This is a genomic window from Streptomyces sp. PL-29, assembly GCF_058344425.1.
This window is the reverse complement of record NZ_CP136996.1, coordinates 7,052,505-7,074,666: the sequence shown is the minus strand read 5'-3', so window position 1 is coordinate 7,074,666 and position 22,162 is coordinate 7,052,505. Positions and strand designations below refer to the sequence as shown.

The following is a 22,162-nucleotide window of genomic DNA, read 5'->3' as shown; positions in this document are numbered from 1 at the left end:
CTCAGGCGTTGCCGAAGTTGTTGTCGAGCAGGGCGAACAGTTCGTCCGCCGTGGCGGTTGCGGTGTCCTCGGCGGGTGCGGGCGGTGGGGTCCCGCCGTCCGGGGCGGCTCCGCGCCGGCCCCAGCCGCGCAGCAGCGCGTCCAGTCGTTCGCCGACCCCGTCGGTACCGGCCGCTCCGGGCGGCACGGCCGCGAGGAGCACGGCCAGCCGGTCCAGTTCGGCCAGCAGCGGCGAGGGCGGTGCGGGCGCGGCGGAGAGCTCCGCATCCAGGTGTGCGGCGAGTGCGTCGGGCGTCGGGTGGTCGAAGACGACCGTCGGCGGTACGGGCAGCCCGGTCGCCTCGACCAGTACGTTCCGGAACCGCACCGCGAGCATCGAGTCGAAGCCGACCTCGGAGAAGGAGCGCTCCGCGCGGACCGGACCGGTGCCGGGATGGCCCAGGACCGCGGCGGCGTGCCGGATGACCAGGTCGAGTACGGCCTGACGGCGGGCCTGCCGGTCCAGCGGGGCCAGCCGGGCGGCCAGGAGGACGGCGGGGGTGTCCGCGTCGTCGCCCGCGGCCGCGCCCGACTCGACGGGCTCGACAGGCTCGACGGGCTCCGTTGGGGTACGGGGGACCGTGGCGGCCGTCCGGCCGCGGGGGTGGGCAGCCAGTACCGGTCGCGCTGGAAGGGGTAGGTGGGCAGCAGGAAGGGTGTGGCGTCCGGGTCGGCGGTTCCCGTCCAGGGCGTCCAGTCCACCGGGCCGCCGCCGCTCGCCCACGCTTCGGTCAGGGAGGCCAGCAGGCGGTCCCGGCCGCCGTCGCCGCGGCGCAGCGTGCCGACCGCCGCCACCTCCCGGCCGGCGTCGCCGGCCACCGCCTCGATCCCGGCGAGCAGCACCGGATGCGGGCCGACCTCCACGAACAGGGTGTGGCCCGCGTCCACCAGGGTGCGGGTCGCGCCGACGAAGTCGACCGGCTCGCGCAGGTTGCGGTACCAGTAGGCGGCGTCGAGCGATTCTCCGGCGACCGGTTCGCCGGTCACCGTCGAGTAGAGCGGGACGGCCGAGGCCCGCGGGCGGATCCCGGCGAGGGCTTCGCGCAGTTCGTCCTCGATCTCGGCGACCTGGGCCGAGTGCGCCGCGTAGTCCACCGGGATCGCCCGGGCTCGTACGCCTTCCCGCTCGCAGGCTTCGAGCAGGGCGGCCAGCTCCTGCGGCTCTCCGGCGACGACCACGGCCGCCGGGCCGTTGACCGCGGCCACGCCCACGCGTCCGCCGTCGGGCAGCAGGCGGGCGGTCCGCTCGGCGGAGGCGGCGACCGACACCATGCCGCCGCGCCCGGCCAGCCGCAGCAGCGCCCGGCTGCGCCGTGCCACCACGAGGGCCGCGTCGTCGAGCGAGAGCGCTCCGGCGACGCAGGCGGCGGCGATCTCGCCCTGGCTGTGTCCGACGACCGCGTCGGGGGTGACCCCGGTGGCCCGCCAGTGCGCGGCGAGCGCCACCATCACGGCGAACAGCACCGGCTGGACGACGTCCACGCGGTCGAGCGAGGGCGCGCCGGGCGCGCCGCGGAGCACCTCGGTCAAGGACCAGTCGGTGTGCGGGGCGAGGGCGCGTTCGCAGGCGGCGATCGTGGCGGCGAACGCCTCGGAGGTGTCGAGCGCGGCCACGGCCATCCCGGCCCACTGCGCGCCCTGGCCGGGGAAGACGAAGGCGGTACGGCCGCCGCGCGCCCGGTCCTGCACGGCGTGGGGCGCGGGTTCGCCGGCGGCGAGGGCGTCCAGCCAGCCGAGGAGCGCGTCGCGGTCGCGGCCGGTGGCGGCGGCCCGGAACGGCAGGGCGGGGCGGGTGGTGGCGAGCGCGCGGGCCGCTCCGGCGGCGTCCCGGCCGCCGTCGGCGCGCAGGTGCTCGGCCAGCCGGCGGGCCTGGCGGCGCAGGGCCGCGGGGGTCATGGCGGACAGCAGCCACGGCACGGTTTCCGCGGTGGCCCCCGTGGCTTCGGTGTCCGCGACGTCGCCGGACCGTTCGTCGGGCGCGCCTTCGGCCGGCGGGGCGCTGTCGGCGGGGGCTTCCTCAAGGATGGCGTGCGCGTTGGTGCCGCTCATGCCGAAGGCAGAGACCCCGGCCCGGCGCGGCCGGTTCCCGTCCGGGGCGTCCCAGGGACGGGCCTGCGCGAGCAGCCGCACCGCGCCGGCCGACCAGTCGACCCGGCTCGACGCCTCCTGGGCGTGCAGGGTGCGGGGCAGGACGCCGTGGCGGAGGGCGAGGACGGTCTTGATGACCCCGGCGACCCCTGCGGCGGCCTGGGTGTGCCCGATGTTCGACTTCAGCGACCCCAGCCACAGCGGCCGCCCCTCGGGCCGGTCCTGGCCGTACGTGGCCAGCAGGGCCTGGGCCTCGATGGGGTCGCCGAGTACGGTGCCGGTGCCGTGGGCCTCGACCAGGTCGATGTCGGTACCGGCCAGTCCGGCGGTGGCGAGCGCGGCCTTGATGACCCGCTGCTGTGCGAGACCGCTGGGGGCGGTCAGGCCGTTGCTGGCGCCGTCCTGGTTGACCGCGGTGCTGCGGACGAGGGCGAGGACCGGGTGCCCGAGGCGGCGCGCGTCGGAGAGGCGTTCCACGAGCAGCACGCCCACGCCCTCGCCCCAGCCGGTGCCGTTCGCGCCTTCGGCGAAGGAGCGGCAGCGGCCGTCGGGCGAGAGCCCCTGCTGACGGCTGAACTCGACGAAGACGTCCGGGCTCGCCATCACCGCGGCGCCGCCGACCAGAGCGAACGAGCAGTCCCCGGCGCGCAGCGCCTGCCCGGCCAGGTGCAGGGCCACCAGCGAGGACGAGCAGGCCGTCTCGACGGTCACGGCGGGGCCGCCGAGTCCGAGGGTGTAGGAGATGCGACCGGACGCGACGCTGGTGACGGTGCCGCTCAGCAGGTGCCCCTCGACCTCGTCGGACGGGTTCTGCGGGCCGGTTCCGTAGCCCTGGGTCGCGACGCCGACGTAGACGCCGCCCTCGCTGCCGCGTACCGACGCGGGGTCGAGTCCGGCCCGCTCCAGCGCCTCCCAGCTGGTCTCCAGCAGCAGCCGCTGCTGCGGGTCCATGGCCAGGGCTTCGCGCGGCGAGACGCCGAAGAACTCCGCGTCGAACTCGGCCGCCCCGTCCAGGAATCCGCCTCCGGTGGTGTAGAAGGTCCCGGGGTGCAGGGGGTCGGGGTCGTAGAGGGTGTCCAGCGACCAGCCGCGGTCGGCGGGCAGCGCGGCGACCGCGTCCACCCCGTCGTCCACCAGCCGCCACAGGTCCTCGGGCGAGCGGACGCCGCCGGGGAAGCGGCAGGCCATCGAGACGATGGCCAGCGGCTCGTCGTCCACTGCGGGTCCGGCCGGGCCGCCGACGGCCGCGGCTTCGGCTTCGGTGTCGCTCAGTCCGTCGAAGAGGTGCGCGGCGAGGGCGGCTGCCGTCGGGTGGTCGAAGACGGAGGTGAGGGCCAGCGGCAGGCCGGTGACCTCGACCAGCCGGTTGCGGAGTTCGACGGCGGTGAGCGAATCGAAACCCGCCTCCCGGAAGGGGCGTTCGGCCGCGAACTCGCCCGCCGACTCGTGGCCCAGCACCGCCGCCGCCTCGCTGCGGACCAGTTCCGTCAGCAGCTTGCGGCCCTCCGGCCCGGACAGCCGCTCCAGCCGCTGCCGCCACGACGGGTCGCCGCCCGTACCGGCTCCGGCGGGGGCGTCCGCGGCGGGGCCGCCGTCCGGCGGCGGGGTCTCCGCGGCGGCCGGCAGTCCGCGCAGCAGCGCACTGGCGCGCACGGATCCGAAGGTGGGAGCGAAGCGGCTCCAGTCGACCTCGGCGACCACCGCTTCGGTCTCGTCCAGGTCCAGTGCCAGCCCGAGCGCGGCGAGGGCCGCCGCGGGGTCCATCGGCACCAGGCCGTGGCGGCGCAGGCCGTCCCCGGTGGCGCCGTCGGCCATGCCCGCGCCGAACCAGGGGCCCCAAGCCACCGAGGCCGCCGTCAGGCCGCGGCCGCGGCGCGCCGCGGCCAGGCCGTCCAGGTAGGCGTTGGCCGCCGCGTACGCGCCCTGACCGCCGCTGCCCCAGGTGGCCGAGATCGAGGAGAACAGCACGAACGCGTCGAGTCCGACGCCCTCGAACAGGGCGTCCAGGTGCGCCGCGCCCCGCGTCTTGGCCGCCGTGTCCGCGGCCAGCTCCTCCGGGGTGCAGTCGGCGAGCGGGGTGTCGGAGGTCAGTCCCGCGGTGTGCACCACGGCCCGTACGGTGTCGTCCTCGGCGCGCAGTCGCGCCAGGACCCCTTCCAGTGCGGTCCGGTCGGCGACGTCGCAGGCCAGTACGGTGCTCCGGGCCCCGAGCTCCGCCAGCGCGGCGACGAGGGCGTCGACTCCCGGCGCCTCGGGCCCGCGCCGGCTCAGCAGTACGAGGTGCTCCGCGCCGCGCTCCGCCAGCCAGCGCGCCACCTGGGCGCCGAGGCCTCCGGTGCCTCCGGTGACGAGGACCGTGCCGCGCGGGGTCCACGGTGCGGGCCCGGGCGCCGCGGGTCCCGGTGCGGGGACGAGGCGGCGGCCCAGGAGTCCCGGCGCGCGTACGGCCACCTGGTCCTCGCCGTCGTGTCCGGCCAGCACCGCGCACAGCCCTTCCAGCACGGGTCCGTCCAGCAGCTCCGGCAGGTCGACCAGGCCGCCCCAGCGCCGCGGGTGCTCCAGCGCCGCAACCCGGCCCAGGCCCCACACCTGGGCCTGCTCGGGGCGGACCGGTGTGGTGCCGTCGACCGCCACCGCACCGCGGGTGGCGCACCACAGGGGTGCGTCGATGCCGCTTTCGCCCAGGGCCTGGAGCAGCAGCAGGGTCCCGGTCAGGCAGGCGTCCAGCGTGCGCAGCCGCGGATGGGTTCCCTCGGCCAGGCCCAGCAGCGACAGGACGCCATCCAGGGCGCCGAACTCCGGTAACAGTGCGGCCAGTTCCGTCCGTTCGACGGTAGCCCCGACCCGGATCACGACCACGTCGGCGCCGTGTCCGGCGAGGGCCTGTTCGCAGGCGAGCGCGGTGTCCTCGGCGCCGGGTCCGTCCGGGGTGACGAGCAGCCAGCGGCCGGAGAGCCGGGCCTCGGCGGGCGCAGTGAGCGGCTGCCACGCGATGCGGTAGCGCTGCGGTCCGGCCGGGGCCTCGATCGCCCGGCGGGAGCGCCAGGCTGCGGGGGCCGGGTCGAGGGCGGCTTCCGGCCAGAAGCGCCTGCGCTGGAAGGCGTAGGTGGGCAGGTCGACCCGTCGTACGTCGGTGCCGCTCCAACCCGCCGACCAGTCCACCGGTACGCCGTGCAGGTGCAGCGAGGCGAGTGCGGTGCGGACCGCGTCGGTCTCGGCCCGGCCGTCGCGCAGCAGCGGCACCGTCCGGTGGGCGCTGGAAGCGGAGGCGGAAGCGGTATCGGTGCCAGGGGCGGCTTCTTCGGGACCGGCTTCGGGGTCGGCGAGGCAGGTGTGCAGCATGCCGGACAGCACGCCGCCGGGGCCGAGTTCGAGGAACGTCGTCGCACCCTCGGCCCGCAGCCGGCGGGCCCCCGCCAGGAAGCGGACGGTGTCCCGTACGTGGCGCACCCAGTGGTCCGGGGAGCGGAGTTCGGCGGCCGTGGCCGTCCGGCCGGTCAGGTTGGAGATGATCTCGATGCCGGGCGCGTGGTAGGTCAGCGACTCGGCCACGTCCCGGAACGCGTCGAGCATCCCGTCCATCCGGGCGGAGTGGAAGGCGTGGCTCACGCTGAGGCGCCGGGTGCGCCGGCCGCGGGAGCGGAACACCCCGGCCAGCCGCCTTACCGCGTCCTCGTCGCCGGACAGGACTACGGAGAAGGGCCCGTTGACGGCAGCGACGTCCACCGCGCCCCGCTCCGGGTCCTGCCCGGCGCGGGCCGCGAGGCCGTCGTGCAGGGCCTGGCGCACTTCCTCCTCCGTGGCCTCCACGGCCACCATCGCTCCGCCCGCGGGCAGCGCGTCCATCAGCCGGCCCCGGGCCGCGACCAGCGCGCAGGCGTCGGCGAGGTCCAGTACGCCCGCGGCGTGGGCGGCGGCGAGCTCGCCGATGGAGTGCCCCATCAGCAGGTCGGGCCGCACGCCCCAGTGCCGGACGAGCCGGAACAGGGCCGTTTCCAGGGCGAACAGCGCGGGCTGGGTGTACCGGGTGCGGTCGAGGAGCTCCGCCCCGGGGGTTCCGGGCGCGGCGAACAGGATGTCGCGCAGGGGCAGGTCGAGGTGCGGGTCGAGCCCGGTCAGCACCTCGTCGAGGGCATCGGCGAACACCGGGTCGTCGCGGTAGAGCCCGGCGCCGGCCCCGGCCCGCTGGCTGCCCTGTCCCGGGAAGAGGAAGGCGGTCCGGCCGGAGTGCCCGGCGCGGCCGGTGAGCAGCCGGCCCGCCGTGGTGCCCCGCGCGAGGGCGGTCAGTGAGCGCCGGACGGACGCCCGGTCCTGCCCCAGGACGGCGGCCCGGTGTTCGAGCGGGGCGCGGCCGGTGACCAGCGAGTAGGCGACGTCGGCCAGTTCGAGGTCCGGGTCGGCGTCGAGCCGGCCCACCAGCCGGTCCGCCTGCGCCCGCAGCGCCTCCGGCGTCCTGGCCGACAGCAGCAGCGGCACGGGCGGGCCGGTCCGGCGGGCGGTGGGCGTGGTCGCGGTGACCGCGGCGACGGCCGCGGTGGCAGTGGCGCCATGGGTGCCGGTCTCGTCCGCGGTGCCGGTGTCGGCCGGGTCCGGGGCAGGCACGACCGCGATGACGGGCGCCTGCTCGATGATCGCGTGCGCGTTGGTCCCGCTGATGCCGAACGACGACACGCCCGCCCGGCGCGGGCCCCCGGTCCGCGGCCACGGGGTGTGCCCGGTGAGCAGCCGGATCGCGCCACCGGACCAGTCGACGTGCGGGTTCGGCGCATCCGCGTGGAGGGTGCCCGGGAGTTCGCCGTGGCAGATGGCCAGCACCATCTTCATCACCCCGGCCACCCCGGCCGCGGCCTGGGTGTGCCCGATGTTCGACTTCACCGAGCCGAGCCACAGCGGCCGGTCCGCGGGGCGGTCGGGCCCGTGCACGGCTTGGAGGGCCTGCGCTTCAATCGGGTCGCCGAGCCGGGTCCCGGTGCCGTGGGCCTCGACCGCGTCGATCTGGTCGGCACGCAGCGCCGCGTCGGCGAGCGCGGCCCGGATGACCTGCTGCTGGGAGGGTCCGTTGGGGGCGGTGAGCCCGTTGCTGGCGCCGTCCTGGTTCACGGCGGTGCCGCTGATCAGCGCGAGGACCGGGTGGCCGTGGCGCAGGGCGTCGCTGTGGCGCTCCAGCAGCAGGACGCCGGCGCCCTCACCCCAGCCGGTGCCGTCCGCCTCGGCGGAGAACGCCTTGCAGCGTCCGTCGGCGGCGAGTCCGCGCTGACGGCTGAACTCGACGAAAAGCTTCGGTGTGCTCATCACCGTCACCCCGCCCGCGAGGGCCTGTTCGCAGTCGCCGCGGCGCAGGGCCTGGACGGCCAGGTGCAGCGCCACCAGGGACGACGAGCACGCGGTGTCCACGGTGAGCGAGGGCCCCTGGAGGCCGAGGACGTAGGAGAGCCGTCCGGACAGCACGCTGGCCGTGTTGCCGGTCAGCAGGTGGCCTTCGGAGATGCCCTCGGCGCCCTCCAGCAGGGCGGAGTAGTCCTGGCCATTGGTGCCGATGTAGACCCCGACCTGGCGGTCCTTCAGTGCGGTCGGGTCCTGTCCGGCGCGCTCGACAGCCTCCCAGGTGGTCTCCAGGAGCAGCCGCTGCTGCGGGTCCATGGCCAGGGCTTCGCGGGGCGAGATGCCGAAGAACTCGGCGTCGAACTCGGGGACGTCGTGCAGGAAACCGCCCTGCCTGCTGTACGTGGTGCCGGCCCGGTCGGGGTCCGGGTCGTACAGGCCGTCGGTGTCCCAGCCCCGGTTCGAGGGCCAGTCGCCGACGGCGTCGGTGCCTTCGGACAGCAGCTGCCAGAAGTCCTCGGGCCGGGTGACTCCGCCGGGGAAGCGGCAGCCCATGCCGACGATCGCGATCGGCTCGCTGCGGCCGGTCTCCGCGGTGCGGTGCGCCCCGGTCGCGACGGGAGCGGCGGTCTCCTCCGGCGCGTCCGGGAGGCCGAGTTCGGCGAGCAGCCGGTCGGCGAGGGCCGACGGGGTGGGGTGGTCGAAGAGGACGGTGGCGGGCAGGGCGAGTCCGGTGGCGGTGGCGAGGCGGTTGCGCAGTTCCACGGCGGTCAGTGAGTCGAAGCCGAGCGCGGAGAACGCCTTGGCGGGCTGGACCGTGTTCACGTCGGGGTGGCGTAGGACCGCCGCGGCGTGGGCGCGTACCAGCTCGGTGAGGGTCCGGACTCGGTCCTCGTGGCGAGGCAGTACGGCGACCTGCTGCCGCAGGGTGTCGGCGTCGTGGGCTCCGTCGGCGGAGCCGCCGTCCCGGGCCGGCGGTGCGCCGGTGTCGGGGGCGGCCGGGGCCCCGGCCGGGTCCGGCAGCGCGTCCAGCAGGGCGGTGGAGCGCAGCCCCATGCCCGCGGTGAAGCGCCGCCAGTCGATGTCAGCGACCATCACCAGCGCGTCGTCCTCGGCAAGGGCCCGACCGATCGCGGTGACGGCCGTTTCGGGTTCCATCACCGGCATGCCGAAGTCCCGCAGCCGCGCGGCGACGTCGTCCGCGAGCATGCCCGGCCCGGCCCAGGCGCCCCAGGCCACGGAGGTGCCGGGCAGTCCGGCGGCCCGGCGGGCGGCGACAAGCGCGTCCACGGCGGCGTTGGCGGCGGCGTAGTTGCCCTGCCCGGCGTTGCCCAGGACGCCCATCACGGACGAGAACACCACGAAGGCCGAGAGGTTCAGGCCCGCGGTGGCCTCGTGCAGGTTCCGCGCGGCGGTCAGTTTGGCGCGCAGCACCACGGCGAGCCGGGCCGGGTCGAGGGCGTCGACCACGCCGTCGTCCAGGACGCCCGCCGCGTGGATGACGGCGGACAGCGGGTACTGCACCGGGATGGCGTCGATCAGCGCCGCCAGGGCGACCGGGTCGGCTACATCGCAGGCGGCGAAGGCCACCTCGGCGCCCAGCGCCGTCAGTTCCGCCCGCAGGGCGTCCGTACCGGGTGCGTCGGCGCCGCGGCGGCTGACCAGCAGCAGCCGCTCCGCGCCCTGGCCCGCGAGCCAGCGCGCCGTGTGCGAGCCGACGCCACCGGTGCCACCGGTCACGAGGACCGTGCCCTGCCACTTCGGACCGGACCGCACCGGGACGGCCGGGCCGTCCGCACGGCCCTCCGACGGCGCGGCGAGAGGGGCAGCGGAGGAAGCGGAAGGGGCGGGGCGCAGGCGCCGTCCGTGGATGCCGGTGGACCTCACCGCCACCTGCTCCTCGTCGGCTACGGCTCCCGCGAGCACCGCGCACAGGCGGCGGGCGGCGCGCGCGTCCAGCACCTCGGGCAGGTCGACCAGGCCGCCCCGGCGGTGCGGGTGTTCCAGGGCCGCGGTCCGGCCCAGGGCCGCGGACGCGGCCTGCCCGACGGTTCCGGGCCGCTCCGCGCCGCCCAGGGCCGCCGTTCCGGTGGTCAGCGTCCAGAGGCGGGCGTCGATGCCCGCATCCTCCAGCGCCTGGGCCAGCGCGAGGGTCAGCGCCGGGCCGCCGGGGAGGTCGGGGTGCTGGGGATGGGTGCGCTCCTCCCAGGACAGCAGCGACAGCACTCCGGCGATCGGCTGTCCCCCGACGGCATCCGTGAGCAGCACGGCCAGTTCCCCACGGGTGGTGCCCGGACCGGCGACGACGCACGGAATCAGGTCGGCTCCGGCATCGCGGAGCGCGTCGAGGACGGCCGCCGCGGCATCGCTCTCGGGGCGCAGGGCAAGCCAGCGGCCGGCGAGTCCGTCCGCCGGGGCGACCGACAGGGGCGTCCAGGTGACGCGGTAGCGCCAGGATTCGGCCCGCCGTTCACGGGTCCGGGCGGAGCGCCAGGCGGCCAGGGCGGGCAGCACCTCGTCCAGGGCGTCACGGCCGACGCCCAGGGTCTCGGCGAGCCGGGCCGGGTCCTGCCCTTCCAGGTCGTCCCAGCGGTCCTCGGCGGCCGGAGCGGGTACGGGGGCGGGTGCCGTCAGCCAGTAGCGGCTGCGCTGGAAGGCGTACGTCGGCAGCTCGACCCGCCGCGCCCCCGGAAACGCCCCCGACCAGTCCACGCCCACACCGCGTTCCCAGGCCCGGCCCACCGCACGCAGCACCTGATCGAGACCACCCTCACCACGACGCAGAGTGCCGAGCACCGCGGCGTCCACACCCGCGGCCTCCACCGACTCCGCCACGGCCACGCCCAGCACCGGGTGGGCGCTGGCCTCGATGAAGACGCGGTGCCCGCTGTCCAGCAGCGCACGGGTCGCCTCCTCGAAGCAGACCGTCTCCCGCAGGTTGCGGTACCAGTACTCCGCATCCAGAGCCTTCGTATCCAGCCAGCCACCCGTCACCGTCGAGAAGAACGGCACCGAACCCGAGCCCGGCGCCACCCCGGCCAGATCCGCGAGCAACTGCTCACGGATCTCCTCCACATGCGAAGAATGCGAGGCGTAATCGACCTCGATCAGGCGCGCCCGCACCCCCTCCTCCACGAACTCCGCCACCAGTTCCGCGACCGCGTCCGCATCACCCGACACCACCGTGGACGAAGGTCCGTTCACCGCCGCCACCGACAGACGACCATCCCACCCGGCGATCCGCTCCCGTACCGCGTCCACCGGCAGCGGCACCGACGCCATCCCACCCCGACCCGCCAACACCCCCACCGCACGCGAACGCAACGCCACCACCCGAGCCCCATCCTCCAGGCTCAAACCACCCGCCACACACGCAGCCGCGATCTCACCCTGCGAATGCCCCACCACCGCATCCGGAACAACACCGAACGACCGCCACACCTCCGCCAACGACACCATCACAGCCCACAACACCGGCTGCACCACATCAACCCGCCCCAGCAACTCCCCCGACCCCAACGCCTCCACCAACGACCAATCCACAAACGGCGACAAAGCCCGCTCACACTCCGCCATCCGCCCCGCAAACACCACCGACCCAGCCAGCAGCTCCACAGCCATCCCCACCCACTGCGAACCCTGACCCGGAAACACCAACACCGTGGCGTCGGTCGGCAATACACCCTCCCCGCGCACCGGGCCCGGCTCCGCGCCGCCATCGGCCAACTGCTGCAGCAGCGCCCGCAGTTCGTCGCCGTCACCGACCAGCGCCCTGCGGTGTCCCCAGACCGCGCGGCCCGTGGCCAGCGAGAAGCCCACGTCGGCGGCCTCGGCGCCCGACCCGTCGCCGACCCGGGCCGACAGCGCCGCCGCCTGCGCGCGCAGCGCCTCCGGGGTGCGTGCCGACAGGGGCCACACCACCGTCCCGCCCGGCTGCACGGACGGCCCGTCGCCCGGTTCCCCGGCCGGTTCGTCGGCCGGCGCCGCCTCCACGATCACATGGGCGTTGGTGCCGCTGATCCCGAAGGAGGACACGCCCGCCCGTCGCGGACGGCCCGTGTCGTCCCACGTACGGGCCTCCGTCAGCAGCCGTCCGGCCCCCGCCGACCAGTCCACCTCGGGCGTCGGGCCGTCCACGTGCAGCGTCTTCGGCATCACTCCGTGCCGCAGGGCCAGCACCGATTTGATGACCCCGCCCACGCCCGCCGCGGCCTGGGCGTGTCCGATGTTGGACTTGAGCGAGCCGATCCACACAGGCCGGTCCGCCGGACGCCCCTGCCCGTACGTCGCCAGCAACGCCTGCGCCTCGATCGGGTCACCCAGCCGGGTCCCCGTACCGTGCGCCTCCACCACGTCCACCTCGGCAGCCGACAACCCCGCGTCCGCCAACGCCGCCCGGATCACCCGCTGCTGCGACGGACCGTTCGGCGCCGTCAACCCATTGCTCGCACCGTCCTGGTTCACCGCAGAACCACGGATCACCGCCAGCACCGGATGCCCGTTCCGCCGCGCGTCCGACAACCGCTCCACCAGCAGCATGCCCACGCCCTCGGCCAGGCCGAAGCCGTCGGCCGCTGCCGCGAACGCTTTGCAGCGGCCGTCGGGGGCCAGGCCGCCCTGCCGGCTGAACTCGACGAGCATGCCGACCGTGGACATCACGGTGGCGCCTCCGGCGAGCGCCAGCGAGCATTCCCCCGACCGCACCGCACGTACCGCGAGGTGCAGGGCGACCAGCGAGGAGGAGCAGGCCGTGTCGACGGTGACCGCCGCTCCCTCCAGCCCGAGGATGTAGGCCAGCCGGCCCGAGGCGACGCTTCCGGTGTTGCCGGTCAGCAGGTGGCCGCCCGCGTCGGCACCCTGTTCGAGGGAGGGCCCGTAGTCCATGGTCATCGCGCCGACGAAGACGCCCGTCCGGGTGCGGCGCAGGGTGGACGGTTCGATCCCGGTCCGCTCCAGCACCTCCCAGGTGGTCTCCAGCAGGAGCCGCTGCTGCGGGTCCATGGCCAGCGCCTCGCGCGGCGAGATGCCGAAGAACTCCGCGTCGAAGTCGGCCGCGTCGTACAGCAACCCGGCCTCGCGCTGGTAGTAGCGGCCCGGTGTCCCCGGCGCGGGGTCGTAGCGCCCGGCGAGGTCCCAGCCGCGGTTGTCGGGCAGCGCGGAGACCGCGTCGACGCCGTTCGACACCAGCTCCCACAGGTCGTCCGGGCTGCCGACGCCCCCGGGGTAGCGGCAGCCCATGCCGACGATCACCACGGGGTCGTCGTCCGCGGCCCGCACCGGCACAGGCGCGTCCGCGTCGGCGTCCTCACCGGGCCGTTCACCGGAGAGCGCAGCGCACAGGTACGCGGTCAGGTCGTCCGGGGTCGGGCAGTCGAAGACGACCGTCGCGGGGATGCGCAGCGTCGTCGCCGCGCTCAGCCGGTTGCGCAGCTCCACCGCGGTGACGGAGTCGAATCCGAGGTCGAGGAAGGCCAGTCGGCCGGGGACCGGGTCGGACCGCCCGGTCAGCGCGGCGGTCTCCGCTGCCACCAGCCGGGCCAGCGCGGCGCGTCGCTCCGCCGGGTCCATGGCGGCCAGCTCCGCGCGGAACGCGGCGCCGTCGTCCCGCTGCCCGTCGCCGTCCGCCGTCCCGTGCCCGTCCGCCGCTCCGGACGCGCCCGCCGGGACGGCCTCCGTGAGGGCCGCCAGCGGGAGTTCGGGTACGAGGGTGCCCGGCCCGGCGGAACGCGCCTGCGGGTCGGGGCCCGGCGCGGCACCGCGTACGTACAGTTCACCGAGCGAGGTCAGGAACCGGCCCGGCCCGTCCTGGTTGCGGCGCAGCGTGCCGAGGACGGCGGCCTGTGTGCCGCGCTCCTGCGCGGTGTCCGTGAGGGCGGAAGTGAGCACGGTGTGCGGGCTGACCTCCAGCAGGACGTCGTGGCCGTCCCGCAGCAGGGCTCCGGCGGCCTGCCGGAAGAGGACCGTGCCGCGCAGGTTGCGGCACCAGTAGTCGGCGTCCAGGATCGGGACGTCCAGCCGTCCGCCGGTCAGCCCGGAGTAGTAGGGCAGGTGCGGGGTGCGGGGGCGGACCGGGGCGAGGTCGGCGCGCATCCGGGGGACGATCTCGTCGATGTGCGGGGAATGGGCGGCCAGGCCCACCGCGATCCGCCGTGCGTGCACCCCGTCGGCCGCGAGTCCGTCGAGGAGTTCGGCCGCGGCGTCGCGGTCGCCGGAGACGATCACGGACCGCGGGCCGTTGTGCGCGGCGACGACGAGGCGGCCGTCCCAGCGGCCCAGCCGCGGTTCGACCTCGCCGGCCGGGGCCATCACGGAGACCATGTCCCCGCGCCCGGCCAGCGTGGCCTGGGCCTGGCTCCACAAAGCCACCACGCGCGCGGAGTCGTCCAGGGACAGCGCGCCGGAGACCTCGGCGGCGGTGACCTCGCCGACACTGTGGCCGAGCACCGCGTCCGGCCGTACCCCGTGTGAGCGCCACAGCGCGGCCAGGGACACCGTCACGGCGAACAGCACGGGCTGCACCACGTCGGCCCGGTCGGCCGCGGGGGCGCCGGGCGCGTCCGGGTCGCGGAGCACGTCCATCAGTGACCAGTCGATGAAGGGTTCCAGGGCCTGCGCGCACGCGTCCATCCGGTCGCGGAACACCGGGGAGGCGTCCAGCAGGTCGACCGCCATCCGAGGCCACTGCGCGCCCTGTCCGGGAAACACGAAGGCGACCCGCCGGGCGGACCCGGCGGCCGACCCCTCCACCAGGCCGGGCATGGTCCGGCCGTCGGCGAGCGCGTCCAGCCGCTCCAGGAAGCCGTCGCGCCCGTCCGCGACCAGTGCCGCCCGCCGGCTCCCTCCGGACGCGGTGCGCGCGAGGGTGAACGCGACGTCCTGCGGACTCCAGTCGTCACGGCCGGCCAGGTGCGCGTGCAGCTCGCGTGCTCCGGTCGCCAGCGCGTCCTTGCCGTTGCCGGCCAGTGTCCACAGCAGCGGTGCTTCCGTACCGTCGGGGTGCGCCATCGTGTTTTCGGACTCCTTCACGGCGAGCAGGACCTTCCGTCACCGGACCTGGGCGGGCGCCCGCTCCCGCGGGTCCCGCGCCGGCCGGGGCGCCTTCGTCATGCCCGGCGCGTACCTCCGCCGGACCTGCGACGCCGATCTTTCCTAAGCCGCATAGCAGCCCGATAGCGCAGGCCGCGACACGGACAGGGGTACGCGTACGGGCACGTGTACGGCGTGTGTACGGGTACGGGTACGGGGGCGGGCGGGTCGCGGAGTGCGGGAGGGCCGCGCGCACCTCGGGGGCGGGTCAGCCGTGCGTCACGGCGGACCGGCGCCAGCCCGGTGCGCGCGTCACGCCCAGCTCCTCCCAGATGCCGTCCAGGGCCGCGACGAACTCCGCAACCGCGGCGGGTTCGTGGACGGCACCGGGCGCGCTCCGGAGGATCTCCTGACCGGCCCGCACGCTCGGCGCGTTGATCGACTGCACATAGATGCCGTGGCGCTCCAGCAGCAGGCCGGAGATCCGCTGGGCGAGCGCGTCGTCCCCGACGAAGATCGAGACGATGTGGGATTCGTCGGAGACGAAGGGGATGCCGTGTTCGGTGAGCAGCCGGTGCGTCAGCCGGGCGTTCTCGCGGAGCCGGTCGCGTTCCTCGTCGGAGGCGCGCAGGTGCCGGACGGCGGCGAGCGCGCCCGCCACGACCGAGGGGGGCAGGGCCGTGGTGAAGATGAAGGAGCGGGACAGACCGCGTACCGCGTCGACCAGTTCGGCGGGGCCGGCGATGTAGCCGCCGGTAGTGCCGAAGCCCTTGGCCAAGGTGCCCATGATGACGGTGAACTCGTCGGCCAGGCCCAGGCTCGCGGCGATGCCTGCTCCCTGCGGCCCGTACATGCCGACCGCGTGGACCTCGTCGAGGAAGGTCATCGCGCCGTGCCTGCGGGCGATGGCGGCGATCTCGGCGAGCGGGGCAACGTCACCGCCCATCGAGTAGACCGACTCCATGACGATCATCTTCGGCCGGTCGGAATCGGTGGCGGATATCAGCTCTTCGAGATGCGCGGTGTCGTTGTGGCGGAAAATGCGCTTCTCGGCGCCGCTGTGGCGGAGTCCGTCGATGATCGAGGCGTGGTTCATCTCGTCGGAGAAGACGACGCAGTCGCCCAGCCGGCCGGCGAGGACCGTGAGGGCGCCGTCATTGGCGGTGTATCCCGACGTGAAGAGGAGGGCGTCGGCCTTGCCGTGCAGATCTGCGAGTTCCTGCTCCAGCAGTACGTGGTAATGGTTGGTCCCCCCGATGTTCCGGGAGCCGCCCGAGCCCGCGCCGTACGCGTCGAGGGCTTCCCGGGTCGCGGCGAGCACCAGCGGGTGCTGACCCATTCCCAGATAGTCGTTGCTGCACCACACGCTGATCTCGGAGCCGATGCCGTCGCGCAGGCTCCGGGCCGCGGGAAATTTCCCGGCGAGCCGGCTGACCTCCAGAAACTCCCGTTTCGCCTCTGCGGACCCGCCTTCCTCCATGTGCCGCGAGAAGAGCTCCAAGTATTGGTTCATGACGACCCTTTTCTCCGAAGGCTGCGCCGATACGGGGCTCGGACTGGTAGAGGGGATTGTCCCAGAGCGGAATATCACTTCGATGACGCGGTCTGCGACAATTCAAGACCCCCGATGCGACCGTTTCTTCAATTCACACTCCTGGTACACCCGCTTTGCTTGTTGTAGGCTCTGCCGAAATTCCTCGACACGGCACCACTGGAGTTCTCTATGCCGTCGAACGAAACGTATGTCAGCAAGATCCTTGAGGTAATTTCCGCCGAGCCGGAGAAAGTGGTCCTCTCCTGGCGGGACCGGACGCTGACCGCGGCGCAGCTGACCGCCCTGGTCCGGTCCGCAGCGCACTCCCTGCACCGGCACGCCGGCGGAAGCGACGCGAGCGGCGGCACGGCCGGCACCGTGGTCGCCATCCTCACCGTCACCAACACCGGCCCGACCCTGGTCCTGCGCTACGCCGCGAACCTGATCGGGGCCACCGTCGTCCACCTGCACACCACCAACGCGGTCGACCCGGCCGACCACTTGGCCGCCGACGCCAAACTCAAGGTCCTCCGGGACACCGGCGCGACGCACCTGGCGGTCGACGCGGAGAACGTCGCGACCGCCCGCGAGCTGCGCGAGCGGCTGGGCACCCCGCTCGCCCTCGTCGCCCTCGGCGACCTCGGTCCGGACGTCCTGGACCTGACGGCCGGCGACGCGGACGCGCTGGACCCGTCCGCCATGGGGATAGGGCTCGACCGGCCCGCGGTGGTCACCTACACGAGCGGCACGACGGGCGAGCCGAAGGGCATCGCCTTCGACTTCCGCACCCGCAACGGCTTCATCTCGGCCGGGCTCCAGATGGGCTGGCGGTCGGTCTACCTGGCCTGCCTCCCGCTCAGCCACTCCAGCGGCGCCACGGCCGACGACTCCCTGGCGTCCGGCGGCTCGGTGGTCCTGCGGGACGGCTTCGACCCGGGTGACGCGCTGCGCTGCATCGAGCAGTACAAGATCACCCGGATGTTGCTCTCACCTCCCCAGCTCTACCTGCTGATGGACCGGCCGGAGGTGGGCTCGACCGACCTCTCCAGCCTCCAGATGGTGACGTACGTGGGCTCCCCCGCGTCCCCCGAGCGGCTGGCCGAGGCGGTCAAGGTCTTCGGCGACGTACTGATCCAGGTGTACGCGACCAGCGAGGCGGGCTTCGTCAGCATGCTCTCGCCCGCCGAGCACCTCGACCCCCGGCTGCGGGAAACGGTCGGCCGGCCGATGCCCGGCTGGGTGCGGATCACCGACCCGGACGACCACCGCGACCTGTCGCTCGGCGAGATCGGCGAGGTCTGCGTACGGTCGGCGTTCACGATGAGCGCGTACGTGGCCGAACCCGAGCTCACCGCCCGGACCGTACGGGACCGCTGGGTGCACACCGGTGACCTCGGCTTCGTCGACGGCGACGGCTACCTCCACCTCCGCGGCCGGATCGGCGAGGTGATCAAGACCAACGGCATCAAGATCCATCCGGTGACGGTGGAGAACGCCTTCCTCGCCCACCCCGATGTCGCGCAGGCCGCCGTCTTCTGCGTCAAGGACCGGGACCGGATCGAGCACCTGCACGCCGCCGTGGTGCTGCGCGCACCGGGTGCGGTCACCCCCGAGGAGCTGGCGGAGCACATCCGGGCCACCATCTCCCCCAAGCACGTCCCCGCCGACATCCGCGTCCGGCCCGCCCTGCCGCTCACCGGCGTCGGCAAGCCGGACAAGGCGCGGCTGGCCGCCGAAGCGGGCGCGTGAGACCGCCGTGACCCTCTCCGTGGCGGCCATCCTCGCCGAGTCCGCGCTACGACGGCCGGAGCACCCGGCGGTGGTGTGCGGTACCCGGAGGATCACCTACCGTGAACTGTGGGACGGGGCACGCCGGTACGCGGCGGCGCTGCGCGCGCGGGGTATCGGCCCCGACGACAAGGTGGCACTGCTGCTGCCCAGCACACCGCACTTCCCGCTGGCCTACTTCGGCGTACTCGCGCTCGGCGCCATCGCGGTCCCCGTCCACGCCCTGCTCCGCTCGGACGAGATCGCGTACGTCCTGGAGGATTCCGGGGCGGTCGCACTGGTCTGCGCCGCCCCGCTGCTGGCCGAGGGCGGCAAGGCGGCGGAGGCGACCGGCACCCCCCTGCTCACCGTCATGGAGGAAGGAGACGGGGAGGAAGGGGCGGACGGTGAGCAGGGGGGTGGCCGCCCGCCGCGGCTGGACGCGCTCGCGGCGCGCAGCGCACCCGTCGACCGCCAGGTGCCGCGCGACCCCGGTGACATCGCGGTGATCCTCTATACCTCCGGCACCACCGGCCGCCCCAAGGGCGCCCTGCTCACCCACCTCAACGTCGTCATGAACGTCGACACCACGATGCAGTCGCCCTTCGACTTCACGCCGGACGACGTGCTGCTCGGCTGTCTCCCCCTCTTCCACACCTTCGGCCAGATCTGCGGAATGAACACCTGTTTCCGGGCCGGGGCGACCCTGGTCCTGATGCCCCGGTTCGACGGGCCGGGCGCGCTGGACCTCATGGTCCGGGAGCGGTGCACCCTCTTCATGGGCGTCCCGACCATGTACCGGGCGCTCCTCGACGCGGCCCGCGCCGACCCGCGCAGACCTCAGCTCGACCGCGCGTTCTCCGGCGGCTCGGCGCTGCCGGTGGCGTTCATGGACGCGTTCCGGGAGGAGTTCGGCTGCCCGGTCTTCGAGGGGTACGGGCTGACGGAGACCTCTCCCGTGGTGTCGTACAACCAGCGGTCGTGGCCGCTCAGACCGGGCACCGTGGGCCGGCCGATCTGGGGCGTCGAGGTCGAGATCGCCCGGGCGGATGTGGAGGACCGGGTGGAGCTCCTCGCCGCCGGCGAGGTGGGCGAGATCGTCATCCGCGGGCACAACGTGATGGCCGGCTACCTGAACCGGCCGGAGGCGACCGCCGAGGCGATCGTGGACGGCTGGTTCCGCTCGGGCGACCTCGGCGTCAAGGACGACGAGGGCTACCTGTCCATCGTCGACCGCAAGAAGGACGTCGTCCTGCGCGGCGGCTACAACGTCTACCCGCGCGAGGTCGAAGACGTCCTGGCCCGCCACCCGGCCATCGCCCAGGCAGCCGTCATCGGCCTGCCCCACCCCGTCCACGGCGAGGAGGTGTGCGCCGTGGTGACGACCCGCCCCGGCGCGGCCCCGGGCCCTGCCCTCGCCTCCGAGATCGTGGCCTGGAGCAGAGAGCGCATGGCCCCGTACAAATACCCCCGCCGGGTGGAGTTCACCGACTCCTTCCCCCTGGGCCCCAGCGGCAAGATCCTCAAACGCGAGCTGGTCTCCCTCCTGACCGACACAACAGGACGGCAGTAGCGGGTCGTACCGGGCGGTGCCCGCGTACCGGTGCACCCGCGGCCTGCCGGTCCGTAGCGCGACGACGGTCACCCCGTGCCGGCGCGGAGGCGGTCTCACCGTCGCCACACCTCTCATGGGACCCATCTGCCCCTCTGTCACCCATCCCCGCATCTCGACGGAACCTCACCCCTCACCAACAAACCAACCGCAGGGAGGCCCGCGGAGGCGGGGCCGGTGGGATGGGAAGGGCGGACGAGGGCGTGTCGGTGCCCGGCGGGCCGGGTGGCCTCCGGCACGGTGAGGCCAGTTGCCGCGCCCGCCCACCCGCGCGGAACGGCATCCACGGCGTGCATGAGGGGTTCGCATGGTCGAGAACGAGAACACCAACACCATCACCCCCGAGCTCGTCGCCTCTGCCGGTGCCGGTGGTGCATTCCCGAGGCCGCCCGGCCGCCGCGCCCTGCTGCTCGCCGCCGGATCGGCCGGCGCCGCCGCCCTCCTGGGGCGGGGCGTGCGCAGCCCCGTCCGGAACACGGAGCGCAGCCGGACAGCCCACCGGCCCCCCGCCCCCGGCCGGACGGACCACCGCGGCCGCGCCCGCCTGCATCCTCGCCGTCGAGGCAGGCGCGGGGCCGTACTACCTGGACGTGGACCTGGTCCGCTCCGACATCACCCAGGGCCGAAACGGAGTACCGCTGCGGCTGGACCTCAGGGTCGTACGGGTCGCCGCCGGCTGCCGGCCACTCGCCCATGCCGCCGTCGAGGTCTGGCACGCCGACGCCAACGGCGACTACTCCACCGGCAAGGACACCTTCCTGCGCGGCACCCAGACCACGGACCGCACCGGACGGTGCACCTTCCGCACGATCGTGCCGGGCTGGTACGCCGGGCTGGCCCCGCACATCCACTTCAAAGTCCGCCCCGACTCCCGCACCGAGACCACCTCGCAGTTCTTCTTCCCGGAAGACCTCCTGACCCAGGTGTACGCCCGCCCGCCGTACGCACACCGCACCGCCCCCGACCACCCCAACCAGCGCGACAGCCGCTACCGGGCCGCCGGTAAGACCATGACCCTGCCCCTCACGCCGGACAGCGACGGCGGCGGGTATCACACCACGTACACCATCGGCATCACCTGAACCGCCCTACCCGGGCCGGGGTGGCGGCCTCCCCCGGTCCAAGGCGCCGGCTCCCAGCAGGTGCGCGCCTCGCCCGGATCGGAGAAGCTGGGCATGGCCACAGCGCCGACGGGCGCCACGGACGGGCAAGGGAGGCCTCGTGGACACTTCAGGACACGGCCACAACACCCACCACCCCCGGTCCCGGAAACGGACCGGGATCCTGCTGAGCACCACTGCAGCCCTCACAGTCGCAGCCCTGCCAGCCTCCGCCGCGCACCCCGCGCCCGCACCCCCACCCGACCCGGTCGTCGTCGACTGCTCCTCCCAAGGCCACATACGGCCCGAGGAATACCTCCTCGCCTGCGGCGACGGCAACAACCGACTCGTCGACCTGCACTGGAACACGTGGGGCCCCAGCACTGCCACAGCCACCGGCACCGACATGGTCAACGACTGCCGCCCCTACTGCGCCGCAGGCCGCTTCCGCCCCTACCCGGTAACCGTCACCCTCAGCAACCCCCAGCCCTGGCCCGACCACCCCCAAACTCAACGCTTCACCAGAATCCGACTCCTCTACACCGACACTTCGCCCGCCCCCATCCCCAAGGACATCACCTACAAACTCGTCTACGACACCCCCGCGACCACTCCCACCACCTGACCCCAGCCCCTGGGGTGCCCGCCTCAGACCTGCCCCCGCTCTCCCACTGGGATCGCCTGGCAGGTCCATGACACGGCTGGTGAAGGACCGCCCGAGACGGCCCTCCTTCTGCAGGAGCACCCTTCGCACCAAGGGGTGCCGCTCTCAGCAAGGGCCCTGCGGGCACTGGATGTCGACGAGCTCGACTGCTGTGGCGCGTGCGGCGCATCCCGTCGCGACAAGGGGATCCGGCGCAACGAGGCACCAAACGCCGCCGGTGCTCGGCCCGCATCCGGCCAGCAAGGCAGGCGCCTGCCGCTACGCGGCGCGACCGTTGCGCGACCGACCAGCGCCAGCGCCAGCGCCAGCGCCAGCGGTAGAACCCTCAGCGGGCGCCACCCGGGATCGCGCACGATCGCTACACGCCGTGACGGTGCATGCCGCCGGCGACGCAATCCAAGCGGCTCATCCGTATGTCTCCCCGGTGGGCACCTCGCCGTCTCCTGAAAGTGCTCGCGTCCCTCCTCAGCTCCCCGTTCTCCTCCCACGAAGCGGTGCTCTCCACGTCCACCGGCACACCGGCCCCACGGCCGACTCGCTCCGGCCGAGCACAACCCGTCCCGCAGAATTCGGGGTCGACGGAACGGCAGACACCTCAGGCAGCGGGCCCTCACCGGGTCGCAACCCACCGGCTCGCCACCCCTCCCCCCCCCCGGCGACACCGCCATGTGCCGTACCGGGCGCTGCGGAACCGCGCAGTTACGCGGCCTCCGCATCCCCTCCACCCGGGCTGCCCGCCCGCCCTGCCCTCACGGCGCACTCGTCACACTCGGCGCCCCCACACAGGCGCCTTCGGACCGATCCGCGCGCCGGGTGCACCCACCCGACATCCGGCCTCCCCGGTGCAGCCGACCGGTCGCAGGGCTCTTACACGGCAGAGGGCGGCAGGGACGGCAGGGACCGCGGGAACGGCGCAGGCGGCGGGGGTGGCGGTGGCCTGTCACACGGCTGTGACAGTCGACGGACAGCCCCATGAAGTCCCGAAGCCACGCTCTTCATAAGACAACAAA

Annotated in this window: 6 protein-coding genes and 2 pseudogenes; 4 read left to right on the top strand and 4 right to left on the bottom strand. The window is 74.2% G+C overall.

All coding sequences use genetic code 11. The features are described 5' to 3' along the window. Position 1 precedes the first annotated feature (1 nt). The 4 genes and pseudogenes from R4Z63_RS32140 to hemA form a co-directional block, all read right to left on the bottom strand. Positions 2-763 (bottom strand): acyl carrier protein, encoded by a 762-nt coding sequence (locus R4Z63_RS32140; RefSeq protein ID WP_491522643.1) that lies wholly within the window; start codon positions 761-763, stop codon positions 2-4. Positions 764-819: 56 nt separating this feature from the next. Further along, positions 820-12,687, bottom strand: a pseudogene (locus R4Z63_RS32135) (type I polyketide synthase); the annotation flags it as partial. Between the two features lie 159 nt (positions 12,688-12,846). Next, positions 12,847-14,121, bottom strand: a pseudogene (locus tag R4Z63_RS32130) (acyltransferase domain-containing protein); the annotation flags it as partial. Between the two features lie 622 nt (positions 14,122-14,743). After that, positions 14,744-15,988 (bottom strand): 5-aminolevulinate synthase, encoded by a 1,245-nt coding sequence (hemA, locus tag R4Z63_RS32125; protein ID WP_384446407.1) that lies wholly within the window; start codon positions 15,986-15,988, stop codon positions 14,744-14,746. A gap of 210 nt (positions 15,989-16,198) precedes the next feature. On the opposite strand from hemA, the gene R4Z63_RS32120 reads away from it, so the two are divergent. The 4 genes from R4Z63_RS32120 (at position 16,199) to R4Z63_RS32105 (ending at position 21,113) form a co-directional block, all read left to right on the top strand. Beyond that, on the top strand, positions 16,199-17,758 hold the full coding sequence (locus R4Z63_RS32120; RefSeq protein ID WP_384446409.1) for a class I adenylate-forming enzyme family protein: 1,560 nt from the start codon (positions 16,199-16,201) through the stop codon (positions 17,756-17,758). 7 nt (positions 17,759-17,765) lie between these two features. Next, positions 17,766-19,349, top strand: a complete 1,584-nt coding sequence (locus R4Z63_RS32115) for a long-chain-fatty-acid--CoA ligase (RefSeq protein WP_384446411.1) — start codon at positions 17,766-17,768, stop codon at positions 19,347-19,349. A gap of 629 nt (positions 19,350-19,978) precedes the next feature. After that, positions 19,979-20,470, top strand: a complete 492-nt coding sequence (locus tag R4Z63_RS32110) for a dioxygenase family protein (RefSeq protein WP_491522623.1) — start codon at positions 19,979-19,981, stop codon at positions 20,468-20,470. A 139-nt stretch (positions 20,471-20,609) separates the two neighbouring features. Beyond that, the gene (locus R4Z63_RS32105; RefSeq protein ID WP_384446415.1) at positions 20,610-21,113 is read left to right on the top strand and encodes a hypothetical protein; all 504 of its coding nucleotides are present in this window, start codon (positions 20,610-20,612) and stop codon (positions 21,111-21,113) included. Positions 21,114-22,162: the final 1,049 nt, after the last annotated feature.